The sequence below is a fragment of the Shinella sedimenti genome, from assembly GCF_022601905.1.
Lineage (GTDB): Bacteria > Pseudomonadota > Alphaproteobacteria > Rhizobiales > Rhizobiaceae > Shinella > Shinella sedimenti.
Map to the genome: position 1 here is coordinate 55,309 of NZ_JAKVIN010000003.1, position 23,116 is coordinate 78,424.

The 23,116-nt window shown below is 64.7% G+C and carries 23 protein-coding genes and 2 tRNA genes; 10 read left to right on the forward strand and 15 right to left on the reverse strand.

Features of this window, described 5'->3' with window-relative positions:
- On the reverse strand, positions 1-1,134 hold the full coding sequence (locus tag MKI86_RS07600; RefSeq protein WP_134650451.1) for an ABC transporter permease: 1,134 nt from the start codon (positions 1,132-1,134) through the stop codon (positions 1-3).
- On the reverse strand, positions 1,131-2,666 hold the full coding sequence (locus tag MKI86_RS07605) for an ABC transporter ATP-binding protein (protein ID WP_241599447.1): 1,536 nt from the start codon (positions 2,664-2,666) through the stop codon (positions 1,131-1,133). Before MKI86_RS07605 ends, MKI86_RS07600 begins: the two co-directional genes overlap by 4 nt.
- Before the next feature lie 157 nt (positions 2,667-2,823).
- On the opposite strand from MKI86_RS07605, the gene MKI86_RS07610 reads away from it, so the two are divergent.
- Positions 2,824-3,048 carry a SlyX family protein gene (locus MKI86_RS07610; RefSeq protein WP_134650449.1) on the forward strand — a complete coding sequence of 75 codons (225 nt, stop codon included), beginning with the start codon at positions 2,824-2,826 and terminating at the stop codon, positions 3,046-3,048.
- A 94-nt stretch (positions 3,049-3,142) separates the two neighbouring features.
- Here the strand turns inward: MKI86_RS07610 and MKI86_RS07615 are convergent, their stop codons facing one another.
- The 3 genes from MKI86_RS07615 to MKI86_RS07625 all read right to left on the reverse strand — a co-directional run bounded on the left by MKI86_RS07615 (position 3,143) and on the right by MKI86_RS07625 (position 5,376).
- On the reverse strand, positions 3,143-4,135 hold the full coding sequence (locus MKI86_RS07615; RefSeq protein ID WP_241599450.1) for a BMP family lipoprotein: 993 nt from the start codon (positions 4,133-4,135) through the stop codon (positions 3,143-3,145).
- A 227-nt stretch (positions 4,136-4,362) separates the two neighbouring features.
- Positions 4,363-5,013 (reverse strand): peptide-methionine (S)-S-oxide reductase MsrA, encoded by a 651-nt coding sequence (msrA, locus tag MKI86_RS07620; protein ID WP_241599453.1) that lies wholly within the window; start codon positions 5,011-5,013, stop codon positions 4,363-4,365.
- 42 nt (positions 5,014-5,055) lie between these two features.
- Positions 5,056-5,376, reverse strand: a complete 321-nt coding sequence (locus tag MKI86_RS07625) for a hypothetical protein (RefSeq protein WP_241599456.1) — start codon at positions 5,374-5,376, stop codon at positions 5,056-5,058.
- 220 nt (positions 5,377-5,596) lie between these two features.
- On the opposite strand from MKI86_RS07625, the gene MKI86_RS07630 reads away from it, so the two are divergent.
- Positions 5,597-5,686, forward strand: a tRNA-Ser gene (locus tag MKI86_RS07630).
- Between the two features lie 104 nt (positions 5,687-5,790).
- Here MKI86_RS07630 and MKI86_RS07635 read toward each other — a convergent pair.
- On the reverse strand, positions 5,791-6,798 hold the full coding sequence (locus tag MKI86_RS07635) for a hypothetical protein (protein WP_241599459.1): 1,008 nt from the start codon (positions 6,796-6,798) through the stop codon (positions 5,791-5,793).
- 125 nt (positions 6,799-6,923) lie between these two features.
- Between MKI86_RS07635 and MKI86_RS07640 the strand changes: the two genes are divergently transcribed.
- Entirely contained in the window at positions 6,924-7,388 is a 465-nt protein-coding gene (locus tag MKI86_RS07640; RefSeq protein ID WP_241599461.1) for a DUF3597 domain-containing protein, read from the forward strand.
- Between the two features lie 133 nt (positions 7,389-7,521).
- Here MKI86_RS07640 and MKI86_RS07645 read toward each other — a convergent pair whose 3' ends face one another.
- Positions 7,522-7,725 carry a CsbD family protein gene (locus tag MKI86_RS07645; protein WP_203317212.1) on the reverse strand — a complete coding sequence of 68 codons (204 nt, stop codon included), beginning with the start codon at positions 7,723-7,725 and terminating at the stop codon, positions 7,522-7,524.
- A gap of 187 nt (positions 7,726-7,912) precedes the next feature.
- On the opposite strand from MKI86_RS07645, the gene MKI86_RS07650 reads away from it, so the two are divergent.
- Complete coding sequence (locus tag MKI86_RS07650) at positions 7,913-9,082, forward strand: nucleotide sugar dehydrogenase (protein ID WP_241599471.1); 1,170 nt, start codon at positions 7,913-7,915, stop codon at positions 9,080-9,082.
- Between the two features lie 51 nt (positions 9,083-9,133).
- Here MKI86_RS07650 and MKI86_RS07655 read toward each other — a convergent pair whose 3' ends face one another.
- Positions 9,134-10,651 (reverse strand): aldehyde dehydrogenase (NADP(+)), encoded by a 1,518-nt coding sequence (locus tag MKI86_RS07655; protein ID WP_241599475.1) that lies wholly within the window; start codon positions 10,649-10,651, stop codon positions 9,134-9,136.
- A 141-nt stretch (positions 10,652-10,792) separates the two neighbouring features.
- On the opposite strand from MKI86_RS07655, the gene MKI86_RS07660 reads away from it, so the two are divergent.
- The gene (locus MKI86_RS07660) at positions 10,793-11,830 is read left to right on the forward strand and encodes an Ldh family oxidoreductase (protein WP_241599478.1); all 1,038 of its coding nucleotides are present in this window, start codon (positions 10,793-10,795) and stop codon (positions 11,828-11,830) included.
- 158 nt (positions 11,831-11,988) lie between these two features.
- Here the strand turns inward: MKI86_RS07660 and MKI86_RS07665 are convergent, their stop codons facing one another.
- Together MKI86_RS07665 and MKI86_RS07670 are read right to left on the reverse strand one after the other, a co-directional pair.
- Complete coding sequence (locus MKI86_RS07665; protein ID WP_241599493.1) at positions 11,989-12,951, reverse strand: dihydrodipicolinate synthase family protein; 963 nt, start codon at positions 12,949-12,951, stop codon at positions 11,989-11,991.
- A gap of 115 nt (positions 12,952-13,066) precedes the next feature.
- Positions 13,067-13,759, reverse strand: coding sequence for a GntR family transcriptional regulator (locus MKI86_RS07670; protein WP_241599496.1), 693 nt, complete (start codon positions 13,757-13,759; stop codon positions 13,067-13,069).
- Positions 13,760-14,074: 315 nt separating this feature from the next.
- On the opposite strand from MKI86_RS07670, the gene MKI86_RS07675 reads away from it, so the two are divergent.
- Entirely contained in the window at positions 14,075-14,752 is a 678-nt protein-coding gene (locus MKI86_RS07675) for a FadR/GntR family transcriptional regulator (RefSeq protein ID WP_241599510.1), read from the forward strand.
- Positions 14,749-16,014 carry a CynX/NimT family MFS transporter gene (locus MKI86_RS07680; RefSeq protein WP_241599512.1) on the forward strand — a complete coding sequence of 422 codons (1,266 nt, stop codon included), beginning with the start codon at positions 14,749-14,751 and terminating at the stop codon, positions 16,012-16,014. Before MKI86_RS07675 ends, MKI86_RS07680 begins: the two co-directional genes overlap by 4 nt.
- On the opposite strand, the gene MKI86_RS07685 is transcribed toward MKI86_RS07680, so the two are convergent.
- Complete coding sequence (locus MKI86_RS07685; protein WP_241599514.1) at positions 15,984-16,682, reverse strand: 5-formyltetrahydrofolate cyclo-ligase; 699 nt, start codon at positions 16,680-16,682, stop codon at positions 15,984-15,986. The genes MKI86_RS07680 and MKI86_RS07685 overlap by 31 nt on opposite strands.
- 369 nt (positions 16,683-17,051) lie before the next feature.
- Here MKI86_RS07685 and rnk point away from each other — a divergent pair, with 369 nt between their 5' ends.
- Together rnk and MKI86_RS07695 are read left to right on the forward strand one after the other, a co-directional pair.
- Positions 17,052-17,474 carry a nucleoside diphosphate kinase regulator gene (rnk, locus tag MKI86_RS07690; RefSeq protein ID WP_241599516.1) on the forward strand — a complete coding sequence of 141 codons (423 nt, stop codon included), beginning with the start codon at positions 17,052-17,054 and terminating at the stop codon, positions 17,472-17,474.
- 151 nt (positions 17,475-17,625) lie between these two features.
- Positions 17,626-18,135: a GreA/GreB family elongation factor gene (locus MKI86_RS07695; RefSeq protein WP_241599517.1), complete on the forward strand. Its 510-nt coding sequence runs from the start codon at positions 17,626-17,628 to the stop codon at positions 18,133-18,135.
- A 12-nt stretch (positions 18,136-18,147) separates the two neighbouring features.
- Here MKI86_RS07695 and gdhA read toward each other — a convergent pair whose 3' ends face one another.
- The 4 genes from gdhA to MKI86_RS07715 all read right to left on the reverse strand — a co-directional run bounded on the left by gdhA (position 18,148) and on the right by MKI86_RS07715 (position 22,578).
- Positions 18,148-19,500 (reverse strand): NADP-specific glutamate dehydrogenase, encoded by a 1,353-nt coding sequence (gene gdhA, locus MKI86_RS07700; protein ID WP_241599519.1) that lies wholly within the window; start codon positions 19,498-19,500, stop codon positions 18,148-18,150.
- Positions 19,501-19,583: 83 nt separating this feature from the next.
- Positions 19,584-20,735 (reverse strand): HPP family protein, encoded by a 1,152-nt coding sequence (locus tag MKI86_RS07705; protein WP_370879938.1) that lies wholly within the window; start codon positions 20,733-20,735, stop codon positions 19,584-19,586.
- Positions 20,736-20,953: 218 nt separating this feature from the next.
- A tRNA-Leu gene (locus tag MKI86_RS07710) sits at positions 20,954-21,040 on the reverse strand.
- A 107-nt stretch (positions 21,041-21,147) separates the two neighbouring features.
- Positions 21,148-22,578 carry a phosphomannomutase gene (locus MKI86_RS07715; protein WP_241599524.1) on the reverse strand — a complete coding sequence of 477 codons (1,431 nt, stop codon included), beginning with the start codon at positions 22,576-22,578 and terminating at the stop codon, positions 21,148-21,150.
- Between the two features lie 143 nt (positions 22,579-22,721).
- Between MKI86_RS07715 and MKI86_RS07720 the strand changes: the two genes are divergently transcribed.
- Positions 22,722-23,099, forward strand: coding sequence for a BA14K family protein (locus tag MKI86_RS07720; RefSeq protein WP_241599526.1), 378 nt, complete (start codon positions 22,722-22,724; stop codon positions 23,097-23,099).
- Positions 23,100-23,116 lie beyond the last annotated feature (17 nt).

The window sequence follows — 23,116 nt, forward strand, 5'->3', positions numbered from 1 at the left end:
TCAGGCTCCCTTCGTCACAGCGGCGTCGCGCGTCTTCGGCGACAGGCCGAGGATGACGCGGGTGATGGCCGGGCGGAACATATGCTCCAGCGCGCCGGCAAACAGGATCACCAGGCCCTGGATGATGACGATCATGTCGCGCGAGATGGAGGGCATCTCGAAGGAGATTTCCGCCCCGCCCTGGTAGAGCATGCCGAACAGCAGCGCTGCGGGAATGATGCCGGCCGGATGCGAGCGGCCCATCAGCGCCACCGCGATGCCGACGAAGCCCGCCCCCTGCACGAAATCGAGCTGCATGCGGAACTGCTCGCCCATGATCGGGTTCAGCGCCATCATGCCGGCAAGGCCGCCCGAGATCATCATGGCGATGACGATGATCTTCGCCTCCTTGATGCCGGCATAGCGGGCCGCCGCGGGGCTGTGGCCCATGGTGCGCATCTCGTAGCCGAGCCGCGTGCGCCAGATCAGCACCCACACGCCGAAGGCCGCCAGCAGGGCAAGCAGGAAGGAGATGTTGAACGGCGCCGATCCCACAGAAAGTCCGAAGATCGACATCAGCCAGTCTAGTTTCGGCAACTGGCCGCCGGCATCGAAGGTGCGGGTCTCCAGCGACATCGAGCCCATCGGCTTGAACACCCGGTTGAGCAGGTAGTTCATCAGGCTTGCCGCGATGAAGTTGAACATGATCGTCGTGATGACGATATGGCTGCCGCGCTTAGCCTGCAGCCAGCCCGGGATCATCGCCCAGAGCGCGCCGAAGAAGGCCGCGCCGACAATTGCGATCGGGAAGACGAGATACCAGGGCAGCGTGCGATCGAAGGCAAGGCACGCCAGCACCACGCCGATGCCGCCGATATAGGCCTGGCCTTCCCCGCCGATATTGAACAGCCCGCAGTGGAAGGCGACGGCGACGGCAAGGCCGGTGAAGATGAAGGTCGTCGTGTAGTAGAGCGTGAAGCCGATATATTCGCCGCGGCCGAAGGCGCCGTTCACCATGTGATAGGCGGCCTCCAGCGGACTTTCTCCGACGATCAGCACGACAAGGCCGGAAATCAGGAAGGCGACGGCGAGGTTCACCAGCGGGATCAGGCCGTATTCGGCCCAACCGGGCAGCTTCGCATAGGGAACACTCATTCAGCGGCCTCCTTGCGGCCTTCCACACCGGCCATCAGCAGGCCGAGTTCTCCTTCGGTGGCGTCGGGGGTACGCTCGCCCACCACGCGGCCGGCAAACATGACGAGGATACGGTCGGACAGCGCGCGGATCTCGTCGAGCTCGACGGAGACAAGCAGCACGGCCTTGCCCTGATCACGCATTTCGATGATGCGCTTGTGAATGAATTCGATGGCGCCGACATCCACGCCGCGCGTCGGCTGGCCGATGATCAGCACATCAGGATTGCGCTCCATCTCGCGCGCCAGCACGATCTTCTGCTGGTTGCCGCCGGAGAAGTTGGCGGTCTTGAGCCGCGGGTTGGGCGGGCGGATGTCGTAGGCGGCGATCTTCGCTTCGGCATCGGCGCGGATGGCGTCGACATCGAGCAGCATGCCCCTGCGGTATTTCGGATCGTCGTGATAGCCGAGGATCGCGTTTTCGCTTTCCTCGAATTTCAGCACGAGCCCGACATGGTGGCGGTCCTCCGGCACATGGGCGAGGCCGCGCCGGCGCAGGTCCGCCGGGTCGGCATTGCCCGTCACGTCGATTTCCCTGCCGCTCAGCAAAACCGTGCCGGACTTCGCGCGGCGGATGCCGGAAATCGCCTCCAGCAGCTCGGATTGCCCGTTGCCGGCAACACCCGCGATACCGACGATTTCGCCGGCCCGGATGTCGAAGGACACGTCGTCCACCATCGTCACGCCGCGGCCGTCGCGCACCGTCAGGTTCTTCACCGAAAGCTTGACGTCAGCGGGTTTCGCCTCGCCCTTCTCCACGCGCAGCAGAACCCGGCGGCCGACCATCAGCTCGGCCAGTTCCTCCACGGAGGTGTCTTTCGTCGTGCGCGTCGCCACCATCTCGCCGCGGCGCATGACGGACACCTCGTCGGTGATCGCCATGATCTCGCGCAGCTTGTGGGTGATGAGCAGGACGGTCTTTCCCTCGTCCTTGAGCTGGCGAAGGATGCGGAAGAGATGGTCAGCCTCGGCCGGCGTCAGCACGCCGGTCGGCTCGTCCAGAATGAGGATATCGGCCTTGCGGTAGAGCGCTTTCAGGATTTCCACGCGCTGCTGGATGCCGACGGGAAGCTCCTCGATCACAGCGTCGGGGTCGACCTCCAGCGCATATTCCTTTTCCAGCCGCTTCAGCTCGGCGCGCGCCTTGGTGATGCCGGCATTAAGGATCTGGCTTTCCTCGGCGCCCAGCATGATGTTTTCCAGAACCGTGAAGTTTTCCACCAGCATGAAATGCTGGTGGACCATGCCGATGCCGGCCGCGATTGCCGCATTGGGATCACGGATCTTGATCGTCTTGCCGTCGATGATGATGTCGCCGTGATCGGCCTGGTAGAAGCCGTAGAGGATCGACATGAGGGTGGATTTGCCGGCGCCGTTTTCACCGATGATCCCGTGAATGGTGCCTTTGCGGACCTTCAGGTTGATGTTCCGGTTGGCATGGACGAGGCCGAAGCTCTTGTCGATGCCCTTCAGTTCGATTGCCAGTTCGCTCATGACGATCCACTCTGACGGGGATTTCAGGCCGACAGGCCGTTCTTCGGCCTGCCGTGTCGCAGTCTTGTTGCTTCCGCAGCGCTTGTCCAGTGCGATTGCGGCGCGGTGGCCTGCCCGCTATAGCTCATGCCGGCCGCATGAAGCCGAGAGGACAGCCATGACCGATCTTTCCGACGACACCGCCGATGCACGCATCGCCCGCCTGGAAGAGCATGTCGCCCACCAGGCCCATACGATCGAGGAACTCTCCGACCAGCTCGCCGAACAATGGCGTGTGGTCGAGCAGATCAGGACGAAGCTCGACCGTCTGACGGAGCGCTTTCTCATGCTGGAAGAAGGGTCTCGCGAGGCCCCGGCCATCACCCGCCCGCCGCATTACTGAGCCAGCAGCGCCGAAGCGGTTTGCGGAAAAAGGGGTCCGTGTCCGGAAACGGAATCGGCCCGTCTGCTTGGCGCAAACGGGCCGTCCGATACCCTTAGTAGGGGCAGGTCTCGTCCGACATGTAGTCGTGAACCTTCACCGTACCGGCGATGATGTCGGCGCGCGCCTTGTCGATGGCGGCTTTCATTTCCGGGGTGACGAGCGAGGCGTTGTTGTCGTCCATGGCGACGTCGACGCCGTTCTCCTTGAGGCCGAGCACGTTGATGCCGGGCTGGAACTTGTCGTCCTTGGCCGACATGAAGGCGTCGTAGACGGCGACATCCACGCGCTTGACCATGGAGGTCAGCACCTTGCCCGGATGCAGGCCGTTCTGGTTGGAGTCGACGCCGATGCCGAGCTTGCCGGCGTCGGCCGCAGCCTGCAGAACGCCCACGCCCGTGCCGCCGGCTGCGTGGTAGACCACGTCGGAGCCCTGGTCGAACTGCGACTTGGCGATTTCACCGCCCTTGACCGGGTCGTTCCAGGCGTCCGGCGTCGTGCCGGTATAGGCTTCGAGCACATTATAGTCGGCGCCGAGAGACTTCGCGCCGCCGATATAGCCGCAGGCGAATTTGTGGATCAGCGGAATGTCCATGCCGCCGACGAAGGAAACGGTCTTCGACTTGGAGGCCATGCCCGCCATGATGCCGGCGAGCCACGAGCCTTCCTCTTCCTTGAAGACGACCGAGCGCACGTTCGGCTTGTCGACGACCATGTCGATGATGGCGAACTTGGTGTCGGGATATTCGGCTGCGACCTTCTCAAGCTGCGCAGCCCAGGAGAAGCCGGCCATCACGATCGGGTTGTTGCCGTCGCTGGCGAAGCGGCGCAGCGCCTGCTCGCGCTGGGCATCGTTGGCGATCTCGAATTCGCGGTATTCGATGCCGGTCTCGGTCTTGAACTTTTCCGCGCCGTTATAGGCTGCTTCGTTGAAGGATTTATCGAACTTGCCGCCGAGATCGTAGATGATCGCGGGCTTGATATCCGCGGCGAAAGCGCTCGCCGACATGGCAGCGGTGGCAAGAAGGGTGAGAAGGGTTTTTTTCATTGTGCAGCCCTGTTCGCTATTGATCTTATAGGGACCTTCCGGGCTGCGCCTCACGCAGCGCGCACCGAAGTCACCGACCCTTTCCCTTGGGTCAGGCTGGTGGCATCCTTGCACGGCGCCAGCAAAAATTCACCAGAAATTTTTCAGTTGGTAAAAATACCGACCGCCGCCAACAGGAATTTCAACCCGTTGGCGGCGGCGCGTGTCCAGGATGTATTTGGCGGCTGTCAGCCGATGGCGCAGGCGACGCCCGTGCCGCGCAGTCCGCAATAGCCACCCGGATTCTTGGCGAGATACTGCTGGTGCTCCTCCTCCGCAAAGTAGAGCGGGCCCGCCTTGGCGATCTCGGTCGTGATGCGGTCCGGCCGCCCGGCGGCGTCGAGCGCCTTCTGGTAGGCGTCGCGGGCCTGCCGCGCGACGGCAAGATCCGCCTCGTCGTCGAGATAGATCGCCGAACGATAGGTCGTGCCGACATCGTTGCCCTGGCGCATGCCCTGAGTGGGGTCGTGCGCCTCGAAGAACGCCTTCAGCAGCGTCTGGAGCGAGACTTCGGCAGGATCGTAGACGACGAGCACGACTTCCGTGTGCCCCGTCAGGCCCGTCGTGGTCTCGCGATAGGTCGGGTTCGGCGTAAAACCGCCGGCATAGCCCACCGCGGTAACCCACACGCCGGGGATCTGCCAGAGCAGGCGCTCGGCCCCCCAGAAGCAGCCCATGCCGAGCAGCACGGTCTTGTACCCCGCCGGATAGGGCCCTTTGAGCGGTTGGCCGTTGACGAAATGGGTAACGGCAGTCGGAATAGCGTTCTCGCGGCCGGGCAGGGCTGCCTCCGGCGCGGGCATGACGGACTTCTTGTTGAACATGTCGATGTTGAACATGGTGGCCTCCTGGCCGGGCCGCTTTCGTCGCGGCGGTTTGTGTCAGGCGGTGAAGCGGCCGGCAATCGGCGGCCGCTTGTAGGCGATGATCCAGAAGAACAGCGAAACGGCGAGCAGCACGACAAAGGCCGGCTGCGACAGCACCCACATCGCCGCGGGATCCCAGACATAGGGATGGAGATGGCGCATGATGCCATCGGCGACAAGGGCAATCGTATCGGGGCTCGCGGTGCTCCAGGCAACGGCAAGCGGCGTGAGCACAGGCTCTGAGGCCGACACGGACTGGATCGCATCGATCGTGCCCGCCATGACGGCAACCACGAGGGCAAACAGGCTGATCGCCTTGAGGATGAACCGTATCATCGACCTTCTCCGCGCGCGGTTTCCGCTCCGCTTCTCCGGCTTCTATAGATAAGAAGGCGGCGGGCCCTGCGCAATCCCTCGGGCTTTGGCGAAGAACCTTCAAAAATCTGTCAGAAAGCGGTTGATCCCTCGCCAAACCTCGGTATATATCGCGCCGTCTCGCAGAGCTTGAAAAAGCCGAAGCGACCCGCGCCGGACTGACCGTCGGCGACGAGCGGACGGACAGGTGGCCGAGTGGTTGAAGGCGCACGCCTGGAACGCGTGTATAGGGGAAACTCTATCGAGGGTTCGAATCCCTCTCTGTCCGCCATTTTCCCTCCATAGCCCTCCTTACCGCGATCGCAGCGACCCCCCACTCACCGGCTGCGAAAGCAAGCCGCGTCATATACGCCTCTCCAGGTCCGGCGGGAGTGCTCAGGCGAGAGCGGCCCGGACGATGGCGCGATCCCTCCGGCGTTCCGTCGCCGACAAGCGAAAGGCACGTTGCATCCGCAACGGTTCCGTATCCTCGATCTTGCGGGCTAAGGCCCGGTCTTCCCGGTCGGCCCAAGCCCACAGGCGCATCAGCCGGTCGTCGGTTACGACCCGCGCAAGAGCGTCCAGCGCGAGCCGGTCCAACGCGCGGATACCGTTGCGCAGCAAGGATTCGTCGGTGGCATCGTCCAGAACATAGTAGGCAGCTTCATCGACGAGATGCTCGTGGATCGTGAGATCGACCAGAACGGCCCGCGCCCGGGTCGAGTTCGCTCGTGCCAACCAGGAAAACAGATCGAAAGGGTCGACCCTGAGCATCAGGAGCGCTTCGACGATGCGTGCGGAGATATAGCTGTCCGTGTCCCGGCCCGATTTGCGCATCACAGGTTCGAATGGCACGGGATCGCCGCGATCAAACCATTTCGACGCGACGCTGGAGAACAAGGCGCGCAGGCCATCCTGTTCCTCCTTCGGCCAGCGCCAGAGCCCCAGTTGCATGGCGCCTTCCATCGGAGAATAATCATGCTCGGCGTTCAGGAATGTCAGTTCCAGCCCGCGGGGCAGCCAATGCAGGAACGTGTCGCGGCCACCGGAGCAGTTCGGATGTTCGAAGTAGATCTGCGCGAAGCTTTCGAGCGCGGCGCGACGCGGATCGCCCGCATTTCGCGCTCGCGCCTCCGCCTCGGGCGTAAAACATTGGCGGCACCAGCCCCAATTCGGACGGTACCGGGAGAAAATCTCGTAGAGGTGCGAGAGGCAGCGACCGGCATCGGGAGGATTGCGATCGAAGCGATACAGGGTTTGCTCGACCTGGCGCTCTGATGGGCGTTGAAGATGCTTCAAGGAGCGGGCGTCCCAAACGCACGATGGATCACGGCATAAGGCGATGAAACGTTCATTTGTTCTCCGCACAGAGGCATTGCCTGCTTTCCGTCGATGATCGCTCAAAAGCGGTTTGATCGCAAACCACTCCTGAAATCCATCACCTGTGACCTGACGCCTTGTCGCGGATGGGTGACCGCTATACTTCTTTCAAACGCCTCATGAGGAGGTCGAAGACGGAAGGAACCGCCATGGGAATTTTCAGCTCCATCAAGGAAAAGCTTTTCGGCAAGGCAGCACAGCCGGCAGCAGTCGAAACCGCATCGAAGACGACGATCGGGGGCGCCGGTGTGGCACCGGCGACCGCGGATGTTTCGGCCACGCCTTCTTTGAAGGACGATGCCACCGGCACGCTTGGGGGCACGCCCGCGGCGACGCCGCAATCGGTCCAGACGGGCAACGTCGACGTCGCCGCCATTCTCGATGACGCGGTCGCCAAGAACGGCCAGAAGCTGGATTGGCGCCACTCGATCGTCGATCTGATGAAGGCACTTGGCATGGATGCGAGCCTCGCCGAGCGCAAGGAGCTCGCCGACGAGCTCGGCTACACCGGCGACAAGGGCGACTCGGCTGCGATGAACATGTGGCTCCACAAGGCCCTGTTGAAGGCGCTTGCCGACAACGGCGGCAAGGTGCCCGCCGAACTGCTCGACTGAGACCCGTACGCATCTGCCACCCGCCCGCCAGGGCGGGTGGTGCCGGACAAGACTATGTCCGTTTCGCCAACAGCAAAAAACCGCTCACCCTTGGGGTGAGCGGTCAAATGTGCTGAACATCATCGGAGCGGGATTACCAGCTCTGGCGGCCGTACCAGTCGTCGATGTCTTTCTTGGTCTGATCCTTTGCGTAGCCGTAACGCTCCTGAATCTTGCCTTCCAGCTGGTCGCGCTTGCCGTCGATGACATCGAGATCGTCGTCCGTGAGCTTGCCCCACTGTTCCTTGATCTTGCCCTTGACCTGCTTCCAGTTACCTTCGACGCGATTCCAGTCCATTTTTCTCTCCTGTTTAGGATCGTGATGAAGGCAAAACGCGCGGGAGGCGATTTTGATCCCTCGCTTTTTGTCATTGTGCGTCCCGCGCCTGCCATCTGGCTGTAATCATCCGCGGCTATATCCCGCCTGCAGCCGCGCCGCTTTGCTTGCGGCCTGCTTGGTCAACGTAGCGCCGACGGGATGGCCCATGGTCAATATTGCGGTTGCCGGCATCGGTTATGTCGGTCTTTCCAATGCCGTACTCCTTGCGCAGCACAATGGCGTAATCGCCTATGACATCACCGGCGAGCGCGTCGACAGCCTGAATGCCGGCATCTCGCCGGTGGCGGATGCCGAAATCGAGGACTATCTGCGGACGAAGCCGCTGCACCTGCGCGCCACCACGGACAAGAGGGACGCGTTTGCGCAGGCGGATTTCGTCGTCGTTGCAACGCCCACCAACTATGATCCTGATTACAATTACTTCGATACGACCAGCGTCGAGACCGTCATCGAGGACATCAGGCAGGTCAACACCCAAGCCACCATCGTCATCAAGTCCACCATCCCGGTCGGCTATACAAAATGGCTGCGCGAGGCCCGTGGAGACGAGAAAATCCTGTTTTCGCCGGAATTCCTGCGCGAGGGCAGGGCGCTCTACGACAACCTGCATCCCTCGCGCATCGTCGTGGGCGCGGATACGCCGGAAGCGCACCAGTTTGCCGGCCTGCTGCGGCAGGGCGCCGTCCGAGAAGATGTCCCCGTGCTCTTCACGGGCCCCGGCGAGGCCGAGGCGATCAAGCTCTTCGCCAACACCTATCTCGCCATGCGTGTTGCCTATTTCAACGAACTCGATTCCTATGCCATGACACACGGCATCGATACGCGCGCGATCATCGAGGGCGTCGGGCTCGATCCGCGCATCGGCCAGCACTACAACAATCCCTCCTTCGGCTATGGCGGATACTGCCTGCCGAAGGACACACGCCAGCTGCTGTCGAACTTCAGCAATGTGCCGCAAAACCTCATCCGCGCCATCGTGGATGCCAATGCGACGCGCAAGGATTTCCTTGCCGGCGATATCGCCGCGCGCGACCCTGATGTGGTCGGCGTCTACCGGCTTGCGATGAAGACGGGATCGGACAATTTCCGCGAATCCTCGATCCAGGGCATCATGCAGCGCCTTGCGGCGCGCGGCATTCCGGTCATCGTCTACGAGCCGGATCTTCCAGGGGAAACGGTCTTTCGCCACGAGATCGTGCGCGATCTGGAGGCGTTCAAGCAGCGGGCTGACATCATCATCGCAAACCGCTGCGCCGATGATCTCGGCGATGTCGCCGCCAAGGTCTATACCCGCGACGTCTTCGGTCGCGACTGACCGGCCGGGACGCACGGGCCGCGAGGACCCGTGCGTCTTGTCGTCATTCCGTTAGCCGGCGAAATCTTCCGGCAGCAGGCCCTCAGGCATGTTCTGGTAGGACACCGGGCGCAGGAAGCGGCGGATCGACATCGTGCCGACGCTGGTCGCGCCGAAGTTGGTGGAGGCAGGGTACGGTCCGCCATGCACCATGGAATCCACCACCTCGACACCGGTCGGGAAGCCGTTGACCAGCACGCGGCCGGCCTTGCGCTCCAGGATCGGGCGCAGGCGCTTGGCATCCTCGAGATCGCCGGCATCCATGTGGATGGTCGCCGTCAGCTGGCCTTCGAACTTGCGCGCCAGCGTCTCCATTTCATCGACCGAGCCGACGCGCACCACGAGACCGAGCGGGCCGAACACCTCTTCGGAAAGCGCATGGTCGGCAAGGAAATGCTCGCCGGAGATTTCGAAGAGGTTCGGCAGCGCCTCGCGGCCGGCGGATTCGGTCGTCAGCAGCGGCTTCACCGTGTTGCGGCTTTCGAAGCGCGCCTGACCGTCGTGATAGGCCTTGGCGATACCGTCGGTCAGCATGGTCTGTGCGCCTACCTTGGAGAGGGCCTCGACGGCAGCGGCGGTGAAGCGGTCGGCATCAGCACCGTCGGCGACGATGGCGATTCCCGGATTGGTGCAGAACTGGCCGGCGCCCATGGTAAGCGAACCCGCCCAGCCCTGGCCGAGGCCTTCCGCCCGCGCCTTCAGCGCCTCGGGCAGCAGGAACATCGGGTTGACGGAGCCGAGCTCGCCGAAGAAGGGGATGGGCTCGGGGCGGGCGGCGCACAGGTTGAACAGCGCGCGGCCACCGGCAAGCGAGCCGGTGAAGCCCACGGCCTTGATCAGCGGATGCTGCACCACGGCCTCGCCGACCTGGCGGTTGCCGCCCTGGATCAGCGAGAAGACGCCGGGATGAACGCCGGTCTTCTGGATGGCGGCCAGCACGGCCTCCGCGACGATCTCGCCGGTGCCGGGATGGGCCGAGTGACCCTTGACCACGACTGGGCAACCAGCGGCCAGCGCCGCAGCGGTGTCGCCGCCGGCCGTCGAGAAGGCGAGCGGGAAGTTGGAGGCGCCGAACACCGCGACCGGGCCGATCGGCCGCTGGATCAGGCGGATTTCAGGACGCGGCGCCGGCTGGCGGTCGGGCAGTGCGGCATCGAAGCGGCGGTCGAGATAATCGCCCTTCTCGATGTGATCGGCAAAGAGCCGCAGCTGGCCGGTCGTGCGGCCGCGTTCGCCCTGTAGGCGCGCGACCGGTAGGCCGGTTTCCTGCGTGCCGATTTCGGTGATGGCGTCCGCGCGGGCCTCGATCTCGTCGGCGATGGCGCGCAGGAACGCGGCGCGGGTGGCACGCGAGGAATAGCCGTAGCTGAGGAACGCCTCTTCGGCGGCCTCGGCGGCGCGGTTCACCAGCTCGACCGTGCCGACGGCGAATTGGTGCGAGGGCCCATGCGCCGGCGAGGAGGTGAAGGTGCCGTTGCCGTCGAGCCACTGTCCGGCCACGAGGTGTTTACCGTTGGGAGTGAAAGCCATTACACGTACCTTTCTCACGGGGAGGGGATAGCCGCCGCAAAACCGCGCGGGGCGAATTGAACTTGTCGAGGGGTTCTATACGCTGTGGGTGGAGATGTTCAATCGCCTAGCGTCGTAATAGCCAGCCTTGAAGAGATGATGATGACACAAGACACCCACCTGACGATCGCCGCCCTGCATGACCGGGTGGAAGCCATCTTCCGGCGCGCGGGCCTCAATGAGCGGCAGGCGGGCGCGCTTGCCCGTGTCATCGTGGCCGGCGAGCGGGATGCCTGCAAGTCGCACGGCATCTACCGCATCGAAGGCGCGCTGCGCACCGTCAAGGCCGGCAAGGTCAAGCCGGATGCCGTGCCGGTTCTCGATCCCAACGAGGGGTCGGCCATCGTGAAGGTCAATGCCGCCGGCGGCTTTGCCAACACTGCCTTCGAGCTCGGCCTGCCGGTGCTCGCAGAGCGCACCCGCGCACTCGGCATCGCGGCCCTTGTCATCAACGACTGCACCCATTTCTCCGCGCTCTGGCCGGAGGTCGAGGCCGTGACGAAGGAGGGGCTTTCGGCGCTGGTCATGTGCCCGAGCTATGCCACCGTGGCGCCAACGGGCGGCACCAGGCCTCTGCTCGGCACCAATCCCTTTGCCTTCGGCTGGCCGCGCAGGGATGCCCCGCCCTATGTCTTCGACTTTGCGACATCGGTGGCCGCCCGCGGCGAGATCGAGTTGCACCGGCGCGCTGGCAAGCAGCTTCCCGAGGGCTGGGCGATCGATGCCGAGGGCAGTCCGACGACCGATCCCGAAGCCGCGCTCGCTGGCGCCATGCTGCCCTTCGGCGGCCACAAGGGCTCAGCCATCGGCACGATGATCGAGCTTCTCGGCGCCATCATGATCGGCGACCTCACAAGCCCCGAAGTGCTCGACTATCTCGGCACGACGACGCTTGCGCCCTTTCACGGCGAACTCATCATCGCCATGTCGCCGGAGGCCTTCGCCAAGGGTCGGCCCGGCGATCCCTTCGCCCGTGCCGAACAGCTCTTCGAAGCCATTGTCGGCGGTGGTGCCCGCCTGCCGTCGCAACGCCGCTTCGCCGCCCGCGCGGTTTCCGAAACGGACGGCATCAAGCTCACCGCTGCCGAAATCGATCAGCTCGACCGGCTGCTGGAGAAGGGGCTGGACGCGGTTGCGTGATTATCCAGCGCTTTCATTAGCCGGCGAAGGGTAAGGAGCGAAGCATCTGCTCGTTCGTCATCCTCGGCACATGGCTGAGGATAACCGAACGTCCGGGGTGAGATTGCCAACAAAAAAGCCCTCCACACGGAGGGCTTTTCAATGATGCGGTCCGCGTCTCAGACCTTGTAGCTCTGCACGGCGCCCGGCAGCTGGCTCCAGGCGGCATACCAGGTGTCGAACAGTTTCAGCTGGCTTTCGACATAGCCGCGCTGGCTTTCGGAGAGGGCGTCGGTCTCGTTGAAGTGCAGCGTGTATTCGGCGTCGCCCTTCAGCACCATCATGTGCTTGAAATACAGCACGAGATCCGGCCCTTCGTCGAAGGAGGAGAGGACGGCGAGTGCCGATTCCAGTTCCAGCGCGCGCTGGCGTGCATCCGGGTCGCCCTTGGCTGCGCCCTGGGCGAGGTTGCACAGGTGCAGCACTTCCTTGGGCAGCACGCAGCCGATGCCGGTGATCGCGCCGACGGCACCGCAATTGACGAAGCCATGGAATACGCAGGTATCGACGCCGATCATCAGCGAAACGTCGTCGTCGCGGCTGGTGATGGTCTCGGCCGCATAGCGCATATCGGCCGCGCCACCGAATTCCTTGAAACCGACGAGGTTCTTGTGCTCCTCGCGCAGCGCGAAGAACAGGTCGGCGCGCGTGGCAAAGCCGTAATACGGGCTGTTATAGATGACCGCCGGCAGATCCGACGCCGCACTCAGGATCGCCTTGAAGTGGTTCTTCTGCGCGGCGATGACGGAGCCGCGCGACAGCACGCGGGGAATGACCATCAGGCCCTGCGCGCCGACCTTCTGTGCATGGGCGGCGTGCGCCACGGCCGAGGCGGTGTTGACAGCGCCGGTGCCGACGATGACCGGCACGCCGGCCTTCACCAGGCGCTCCACGCCTTCCATGCGCTGCGCGTCGGTGAGCAGCGGCCAGTCACCCATCGAGCCGCAATAGACCACGGCCGACATGCCCTTGCCGATCAGCTCCTTGCCCTTGCGCACGAGCGCATCAAAGTCGGGCGTGCGGTCGTCCTTGCAGGGCGTCATCAGGGCGGGGATCACGCCGGAAAAAATCTGCGCCTTCATGTCGGTCTCCTCTGGGCTTTGGGACTGTCGGCAGCGTCCGCGCCGTCGATCATCTGTTCTGCAACGTGATATATCAGTCTGTATTCTATTTGTCGACAAAAAAGAATTGATGCCCTTAAAGCTGAATATCGAGCCGGTCATTGCGGCTGAAGAGTGCCTGCACCTGTACGACGATCGCCTCGGCATGGGCCTTGCCCAGGCGATCAGCGGCGTCGAGGTCACGCGCTTCGATGGCGGCGATGATCTCGGCATGCTCATCGACGAAACGCTGCGGAAACTGCTCCTCGTAGGAGCGGTAGTAGAGATGCAGCATGCGCCGCGACTCATCGAGCAGGCGGCTGAACAGGCCGGTAAAATAGGGATTGCGGCCCGCCTCCGCGATGGCGGCATGAAAGGCCGCATTGGTGGCGATCATCGCTGACGTGTCGCGTGCGGCGACCGACGCGGCATAGTCCGCATGCAGGCCGTGAAGGATGGGAAGGTCCTCGGCGCGGTGGTTTTGCGCGGCAAGCCGCGTCGTCACGCGATACATCAGCACCAGCGCGTCGAAGAGCGGGCTCAGATTCAGGAAATCGATAGCCGCAACCATCGTCGAGCGGTTGGGCAGGGTCTCGATAAGCCCCTCGCCTGACAGCCGGACCAGGGCCTCGCGGATCGGCGTGCGCGACATGCCGAAGCGCTCGGCAAGCTGCACCTCGTCGATCGGGCTGCCCGGCGCGAGCTTGAGGTCGAGTATTTCGTCGCGCAGGAGGTCGTAGACCATCTTCGCACCGGAGCCGCGCTTGCGTTCGGAAGGGGTGTCGCTCATCGGAATATCCTATTGTCGACAAGACAAATACAGCGCCCGCGCCGCGCCATCAATCGCGGCCGCATCACGCCCGCCCCGCTGCTGGCGAACATGACGGTGGCATCCGCGACATCGGGCGCGCTCGCTGTCTTTCCCGGCCGCGCGAATTGGGCACATGGAGGCCGCCAAACGCTGCTTTTCCCGCGTTCGGTTCGTCGAGCCGTGGTGGTCGCGCATTGCAAGGGTGCTCGGCACTCACCATGGCCGACAAAAGACCCTTGGCACGAGCGCCGAAACAGATTAGGTAAGGTCATCCGATGATTTTATGAGTTGAAAATGCGGACAATCAGCAAGACCTCCCTCGCCGATACCGCCGTGCAGGCGATCCGCGCGGAAATCCTCTCCCGCCGCTGGGCGGTGGGCGAAAAGCTGCCCAACGAGGCGACCCTGTCCGCCATGCTGTCCGTCAGCCGTGGCACCGTGCGTGAGGCGGTGCGGGTTCTGGCCTCGCAGGGCTATCTCGAAACGCGGCAGGGATCGGGCACCTATGTCCTGTCCGTCGCCGATGTCGCCGGCCCGCTCGTCATGGCGCGGCGCGCCGGGCTGCGCGACCAGTTTGAAACGCGGCTTGCGCTTGATACGCAGGCCGCGCGCCTCGCGGCAGCAAGGCACAATGCCGCCGATATCGCAAACCTTCGGGCGCTGCTGGCCGCGCGCGGTCCCTCCGACGGCGCCGACCAGTCCGGTTTCATCGCGCGCGACCTTGCCTTCCACCGCGGGGTCGTCGCGGCCTCGCGCAATGCGGTGCTGATCGGCATGTACGATTTCTTCTCCACACTGATTGCCGAGACGATCGAGGCGACGCTCGGCGCCGAATTGCCCGAGCCCGACACGGCGGCCCATGCGGCCATCATCGATGCCATCGCGACCGGCAGCCCTGACGCCGCGGATGCCGCCGTGCGCGCGCTTACCGCACCCATTCTGTCGGCGCTCGACCGGATGCTGCTGTCATGACCGCGCGTCCCGATCCCGGTTCCATCGAGCTGATCGAGGCCGAAGAAGGTAGCGTGCCGCCGCCGGCGGCGCATCGGCCGAAAAGCCGGCTTGCGCGCTTTCTGCTCGGCTTGAGCCTCGTGCTCATTGCCTTCAACCTGCGGCCGCTGTTTTCGAGCGCGTCGGCGCTCCTGCCGGAAATCCGCAATGTGCTCGGCCTGTCGGCCACCGGTGCGAGCCTGCTGACAACGCTGCCCGTCGTCTGCCTCGGCCTGTTCTCGCCGCTAGCCCCCCGCCTTGCACAGCGCATCGGCACGGAGCGCACGCTGCTGGGTGTCGTGGTGCTTCTGGCGCTCGGCACGGCCATGCGCGGCCTGTCCTCCATTCCGCTGCTCTTTCTGGGCACGGCACTTGCCGGCGCCTGCATCGCAGTCGGCAATGTGCTGCTGCCCGGTCTGGTCAAACGCGATTTTCCAGACAAGGCCGCGCTGATGACGGGTCTCTATACCATGACCATGTGCGCCGGCGCGGCCGGTGCCTCCGGGCTGACGTTGCCCATCGAGCATGCGCTGGGCGGCTCGTTTTCCGCCGCGCTGGCAATCTGGGCGCTGCCCGCCCTTGTCGTCAGCCTGCTCTGGCTGCCGCAGGTGGTGATGAGCCGCGGGCAGGTGCGGCGCGCCGCCGTGCGTGTCGAAGGCCTGTGGGGCGATCGCCTCGCCTGGCACGTCACCCTGTTCATGGGCCTGCAATCCGCACTCGCCTACTGCGTCTTCGGCTGGATGGTGCCCATTCTGCGCGAGCGCGGTCTTGATGGCGTAACGGCCGGGGCCGTCGTCTCGGTGTCCATCATGGTGCAGGCCGCCGCCTGCCTCGTCGCGCCGCATCTGGCGGTGCGCGGCCGCGATCAGCGACTGATCAATGCCGCGCTGTGCGTCGTGGCCGTTGTCGCGCTCATCGGCATGCTTTTCGCGCCGCTGTGGTCCGTCTGGTTCTGGGCGGTGTTGCAGGGCATCGGGCAGGGCGGGCTGATCGCGGTGGCGCTAACCGTCATTGTGCTGCGTTCGCCCGAACCCATCGTCGCTGCGCATCTGTCCGGCATGGCGCAATGCGTCGGATATCTCCTGGCCGCCATCGGCCCGTTCGTCGTCGGCCTCATTCGCGGCTGGACGGGCAGCTTCGCCTGGAGCGCCGCGCTGTTCGTGCTGCTCGGGTTGGGCGCCGCCGTCAACGGCTGGTTTGCCGGGCGCGCACTCTACGTCAAGGCGCGGGTCGTGCAGTCATAGGGCCGAACCACCCCGTTTTCCGTCACGATCATGTCCATCGCAATGTCATGCGGCTGGGGATGGATCGTCATGCATCGCGCGCCGCTGTAGCCGACGCCGATGATGCGCGGTCTGCGCGGCAGGGCCGCCAGCGTCCGGTCGAAGAACCCGCCGCCATAGCCCAGCCGATAGCAGGCCGGGTCATAGCCCACGACAGGCGCGATTACGACATCGGGAATAACGGGATGCGGTACAGCGGGGATCGGGATGTTCCAGACGCCCCGTTCGAGCGGATCGCCCGGCTGCCAGGCATGAAATTCCAGCGGCTGACCCTTGGCGATGACCACGGGCAGGGCGGTCCGCCCGCCCGATGCGGCGAGGGTTTGCAGCAGCGGGCGCAGGTCCGGCTCGCCGCGAAACGGCCAGTAGGCGCTGACCACGAGCCCGTCCGCCGCACCGATCTCCGCCAGCGCCTGCGCGGCGATCGCCGCGCCGAACGCCGCCCGTCTCTCGGCCGGCATGGCAAGGCGCGCGGCGATCAACCGTTCCCGCTCGGCCTTGCGCCAACGGTTGACCTGTGGCCAGTCGCGCGGTTCGGTGGGGCCGGGCAGCCCGGCATAGTCGGGGTCGACCTCGTGCAGCAAACAGGCCGGCGAAGCGAGGGAAGCAGGCTTGTCGTCTTCATCCATGAAACAGCCCTTGCGGGAACGCCGTCGGGTTAGGATCGCGCGCTTTCGCCCCTTGGGCAAACGAATTCACCTCTGCGGCGCGCAGATGCGTCTGGCAACAAGCGTCATTGCCGCCTTTGACTTGACTTTGCGCCCATGCTCACCCCATCTTATAGGCATGATCACGACGCCTTCCATTGCCCGGTTCTTGAAACGGTTGTTTCCTCTCGCAGGACACTAGCCCCTCGGCTCGGTCGCGTCGCGCCCCGGCCGCGGGGCATTGCGGTTCTGTGCATTTCCACATACCGCACCGGTAAAGCGCGACACCATCTCCCTTTTTCCTATTCCGTGCGCCCGACGGGCCGCGAAGCAACGTGTCGTGAGGTTTCCATGACCGCAAAGACCAAGGGCAGCCGCCTGCCCACCATCACCATCGCGCGTTCCGAACATGCGCGCCTGTCCAATCTCGCCGACATGCTGGCCGAGCGCGATCCGCATTCGGCCGAGCAGCTGGCGACCGAGCTCGACCGCGCCAAGGTCATCGACGATGCGCGCATGGCGCCCGGCATCGTGCGCATGGGCTCCGTCGTTGAATTTCAGATCGACGACGAGCCGGCGCAGACGGCCGAGCTCGTCTTCCCCAAGGATGCGGATATCGCCCGCAAGCGCATCTCGGTGCTGACATCGGTCGGTGCCGCGCTCATCGGCATGTCGGCCGGCCATAAGATCGAATGGTCCGCGCGCGACGGCAAGCCGCGCCGCCTTTCGGTCATCGCCGTGCATGACGGCGTGCCGGACGCCCACGCCTCCTAGGCCGCCACACCCATGAAGTTCCTGTCCTTCCCCGCATCCGGGCGCATCGGAGGTTGCCTCGTCGCAGGATCGTGACCCCCTGTGCCGCGCGGCCAGGGGGCTCTCCACCATGAATATCTGGAACCCGCCCTCCGGGCGGATGGAGAACACGATGAAACGCGAACCGGGAATGCTTGTGGCGCGCGACGCCTATGTGCTGGAAAAGATGGCGCGCGACCGCCCGCCGCTGACGCAGGAATGGAAGGCGCTGCTCGACCGCAAGCTTGTCGCCGCCCGCCTGCCGGCACAGAGCGCTGTGCCCTCCGACCTTGCGATGATCGATGCGCGCGTGACCTTCCACTGCGCAAGCGGCCTCACCGATACCCGCACGCTCTGCCTTCCCGGCACATACGTGCCCGGCGGCGCTTTCCTGCCGATCACCACCTTCTACGGCCTCGCCTTGCTGGGGCTCCGCGAAGGCGAGATGATCGCCTTTGCCCGCCCCGAGGGCCGGCGTGACTGGCTCGCACTGGAACGGGTGCATTTCCAGCCCTTGATGGGCGAGGCCGCACCGGCGCAAAGGCCGGCCTTCCGCCTCGTCGCGGGCGGGTTCGAACAACGCAACTTCGTGCCGGCCAACGAAAACGGCCCGGGAGAAGGTCCCGGGCCGTCGGCTGCCTGAGAGGCGAAGCGGTCAGATCACGCCCTGCGCGCGCATGGCTTCCGCTACGCGGATGAAGCCCGCGATATTGGCGCCGAGCACGTAGTTGCCCTTGGCGCCATATTCGTCCGCCGTCTCGGCGCAACGGTCGTGAATGCCCTGCATGATCTGGCCGAGGCGCTCGCGGGCCTGCTCGAAGCTCCAGCTATCGCGGCTGGCATTCTGCTGCATTTCCAGAGCCGAGGTCGCGACGCCACCGGCATTGGCCGCCTTGCCCGGGCCAAACAGCACGCCGGATTCCTGGAAGGCGCGCACGGCTTCCGGCGTGGACGGCATGTTGGCGCCTTCCGCGACCGCGATGACGCCGTTTGCGATCAGCGTCTTGGCGTCCTTGCCGGTCAGCTCGTTCTGCGTGGCGCAGGGCAGTGCCACGTCGCAGGCCACGTCCCAGATCGAGCCCTTGCCTGTCGGAATGAAATGTGCCGACTTCTTCAAGCGCACATAGTCCGACATGCGTTCGCGGCGCACTTCCTTGATGTCCTTGACGAGGTCGAGGTCGATGCCGTCGGCGTCATGCACGTAGCCGCTGCTGTCGGAGCAGGCGACGACGGTCGCACCGTACTTGATCGCCTGTTCCATGGCGTAGACGGCGACGTTGCCGGAGCCCGAGACCGTGACCTTCTTGCCTTCGAAATCCGTGCCGCGGCTTTCGAGCATGGCGCGGGTGAAGTAGACCGCGCCGTAGCCGGTCGCCTCCTTGCGTACCAGCGAGCCGCCGTAGCTCAGGCCCTTGCCCGTGAAGACGCCAGCCTCGAAACGGTTGGTGAGGCGCTTGTACTGGCCGAACATCCAGCCGATCTCGCGGCCGCTGACGCCGATATCGCCGGCCGGCACGTCCGTATGCTCACCGAGATGGCGGTGCAGTTCGGTCATGAAGGACTGGCAGAAGCGCATGATCTCGCCTTCCGAGCGGCCCTTCGGGTCGAAGTCCGAGCCGCCCTTACCGCCGCCGATGGGCAGGCCTGTCAGCGCGTTCTTGAAGATCTGCTCGAAGCCGAGGAACTTGATGATGCCGAGATTGACGGAGGGATGGAAGCGCAGGCCGCCCTTGTAGGGGCCGAGCGCCGAGTTGAACTGCACCCGGAAGCCGCGGTTGATGTGCACCTGGCCCTTGTCGTCCACCCACGGAACGCGAAAGATGATCTGGCGCTCCGGCTCGCAGATGCGCTCGATCAGCGCATCCTTCAGGTAGTCCGGATGCTTCGTCACGACGAGGCCCAGGCTCTCCAGCACTTCGCGCGCCGCCTGGTGGAATTCCGGTTCGGCCGGGTTGCGCTGTAGAACCTGGGCGAGGATCGGTTCAAGCTTTTCATCGACTGTCGGCATCGCGACGCTCCTTCGTTTCATATTCGCAGTTTTTGGCGGGGCCGTCCGTCAGGACAGGCCCCGGTGACATCGTGCGGGCATGGTCAGATACCCTGTCCGTTTCCGGCCATCAGGCCGGTGCGAGCATTGTGGGAGAGGCTTCTGGCCAGGGTGGCGAGAAGATCGGTCTGGGAAACGATGCCGATGACGTGCTCGGTATCGTCGATGACGACGACCGCATGGATCGAGCCATCCGTCAGGCGTGGCAGAAGGCTCGTTGCCGGGTCGGACGGGCGCGCGGTCGCTGCCGTGGTCATGGGCAGCGTGGCCCCGGGCTCTGTCGTCGCCAGCTCGCGAAGCCCGACCGTGCCGGCAAGGCGGCCGTCGCCGTCGAGCACGGGCAGCGTGCGGATATCGTGGTCGAGAAGCTTCCGCCGCGCCTCTTCGGGGGTGGCGTCGGCGCGCACCGTCACCACGTCGCGCGACATGATGTCGTCAACGGTCAGTTCGCCATGGCGACGCGCCAGCGCCTGCTGTTCCACCTCGCGCAGCAGCGCGTCGATATCCGCCCGGCTGACATCGAGCGTTTCGTCGAGGCGGGCAATGGCCGCATCGATATCCTCGGCCGTGAAGCCGGCCCGCAAAGCCGCCGGCGGGTCGGCCGTTCCATGCGTGTTGACGGGGAGGGCGGCCGGACGATGCGGATATTGCCGCCCCGCCAGCCGGTGGAACGCCATGCCGACGAGGACGAGGATCAGCGAGTTGAGCGCGATCGGAACGATGGGAAACCAGAAGCCGGCGCGCGTAACCGCCGCGCCGCCGATGACGGCCGTCAGCGCGGCGGCACCACCCGGCGGATGCAGCGAGCGCGTCAGCGACATCACGAGGATCGCAAGGGCCACCGCAAGCCCGATGGCAAGTGCCGGATCGGAAACGAGCGAGGCGACGGCCACGCCGGCAAAGGCGGAGATCGTGTTGCCGCCGACAATCGGCCAGGGCTGGGCCAGCGGGCTTGCGGGCACGGCAAAAAGCAACACGGCGGATGCGCCGATGGGCGCGACGATCAGCGGCAGATGCGGGCCGTTGCCCATCGCCATGCCGCAGACGAGACCGGTCACGCAGATACCCAGAAGCGCGCCGAAGCAGCCGATCAGCCTTTCCTTCAGCGTGGCGCCGGCCAGAATCGGCGTGAAAAGCCGGATTTTGGACAGAATGCCCGACTTATGGGCACCGTCATGGGGTGTGGCCACGATGATCCTGATCTTTAAAAGGCATATGATTATTTTATAGGCTTATGTGCCTAACGAGGCGGCGATGCAAGCCGCAATCGCAAGATTTTACAGGGCTGAAAAAACACACGCCAAAGCGTCCTGAAGCCCGCCGGCCACGCTTGCCCCAAATGCAAAAGGCCCCCGCGAAGCAGGGGCCTTTTTGATGTTTCCCATTGCCTTAGAAGGCAACTGAAACAGGGGATTGGTGCCCAGAAGAGGACTCGAACCTCCACACCCTTTCGAGTACCAGCACCTGAAGCTGGCGCGTCTACCAATTCCGCCATCTGGGCGACGGAGAGCGATGTAGAAGGACCGCCCTCCGGTGTCAACAGGCTTTTTGAAGTTTTCGCAACAGCTTGACGAAAAGCCTGTTTTCCGTTCCGCCGCGCGCCCGCCTCTAGCGGGCCGCGGCCCAGTCGCGGATGCGCGCGAGGCCGGCCTGCAGCAGCCGGACGGCAGCTGCTTCGTCGCGGGCTTCCACATAGCAGCGCATTTCCGGCGCGTTGCCCGAAGGGCGCAGGTGAATGATGCTCGCATCCGCAAGCGTCACCCGTAGTCCGTCGATGTCGCTGACGCTTGCGGGTACGCCGATCGGGGCGAGGAAGGTGGCAAGCGTGTCGGCGCCGTTCTGCAGTGCCGTCATCAGGGCCGCGCTGGTTTCCACGGGAAAGTTCTCCAGCCGGTCGCTGGCCGCCGCGGGAAGCGAAAAGCCGGCCGAAATGGCTGAGAGTGGCTGCCGGCGGCTCTGTGCCAGCGCCAGCACGGCGAGCACGGCCATCAGACTGTCGCGGGTCGGCAGCGGCGTCAGTGTGCGGCCATTCACGGTGAAGGGCGTGGCGGTGAGCGTGCCGCCATTGGCCTCGAAACCCACGACGGCGGTTTCGCCCGCCGCCACGGCCTCGTTCATCGCAGCAATCACGAAGGGTGAGCCGACGCGGGTGCGCAGCACGCGCCCGTCGATTGCGGCTTCGATACCGGAATTGGAGGTGACCGGCGTGGCCACGACCGTTGCGCCGAGAAAGCGGCTGGCAATCAGGCCGATGAGGTCGCCGCGCAGCGGCGTTCCCGTCTCGTCGGTGACGAGCGGCCGGTCGCCGTCGCCGTCGGCCGAGACGATGGCGTCGAGGCCGTGCTCTGCCGCCCATCCTTGCAGCAGGGCGATGGTTTCGGGGGAAACCGCTTCGGTATCCACCGGAATGAAGGTTTCGGAGCGGCCGAGCGCCACCACATCGGCGCCATGATGCGCCAGCACCGCAACGAAGAGGTCACGCGCCACCGTCGAGTGCTGGTAGACGCCGATCCTGAGGCCCGAAAGGCCCCCCTCGGGCAGGAGCGTGCGGTTGCGCTCGCCATAGAGCGCCATGGCGGCCTCATGCCCGTCCGGCGCGGTCTCCTGTGCCGCATCGAAGACCGTGCCCTCGCTCCGCAAAGCCTCGGCGGCGGCATTGATCGCGGCTTCGTCCGCCTTGTCGATCTCGCCGTCGGGCCGGTAGAACTTGATGCCGTTGCGGTCTGCGGGAATGTGCGAGCCCGTCACCATGAGGCTCGCCGCGCCGCGCTCGAGGCCGAGAAGAGCAAGCGCCGGTGTCGGAAGGGTGCCGCAGTCGCGCGGCTCAAGCCCCGCCTTGCGCAGCGCCGCGATGGCAATGGCCGAAACGGCAGGGCTGGAGGACCGGAAGTCCCGCCCGACAAGTATTTCGTCGCCCGGATGCGCGATACCGGATCCCATCAGGTGGCGGGCGAACGCGGTCGCGTAAAGCGCCGTTGCGGGACCTTCGAGGTCGACCGAAAGACCGCGCAGTCCGCTGGTTCCGAATTTCAGGCTCATTGCTTACCCCTCCACTTGCTCATCGCGATTGCCGCGATACATCCAGTCTTGCCCGCGCCATCACGAATAAAACAAAATGCGTGGCCGTAATGCTAGGCAGGGACGTGAAAGGGAAATATCCCGCAAGGATAGTGAGGATCAACATGTCGAAGATTCGAAATATCATTTTCGGTTGCGCGATGGGTCTTGCCTCGGCAATCGCTCCGCTTGGAACGGCCCAGGCCGCTCCGCTTGCTGTGCCTGCGCTCAAGCTCCAGACCGCAAACGACGTCACCGAAGCGCAGTTCTGCGTCGGCTATGGTTGCGAGCGGCGCTGGCATCGCCGTCATCATTATCGCCCGCATTACGGCTATGAGCGCCGCTACTATCGCCCGCGCTATGAGCGCCCGCGTTACTATGGCGGCGGACGCAATGCGCATGTGCGCTGGTGCATGAACCGCTATCGCACCTATGACCCCTATACCAACCGTTACCATGCCGGTAACGGCATCTACCGGGTCTGCTATTCGCCCTACCGCTAAGGCGGTCGGCGAGCGCA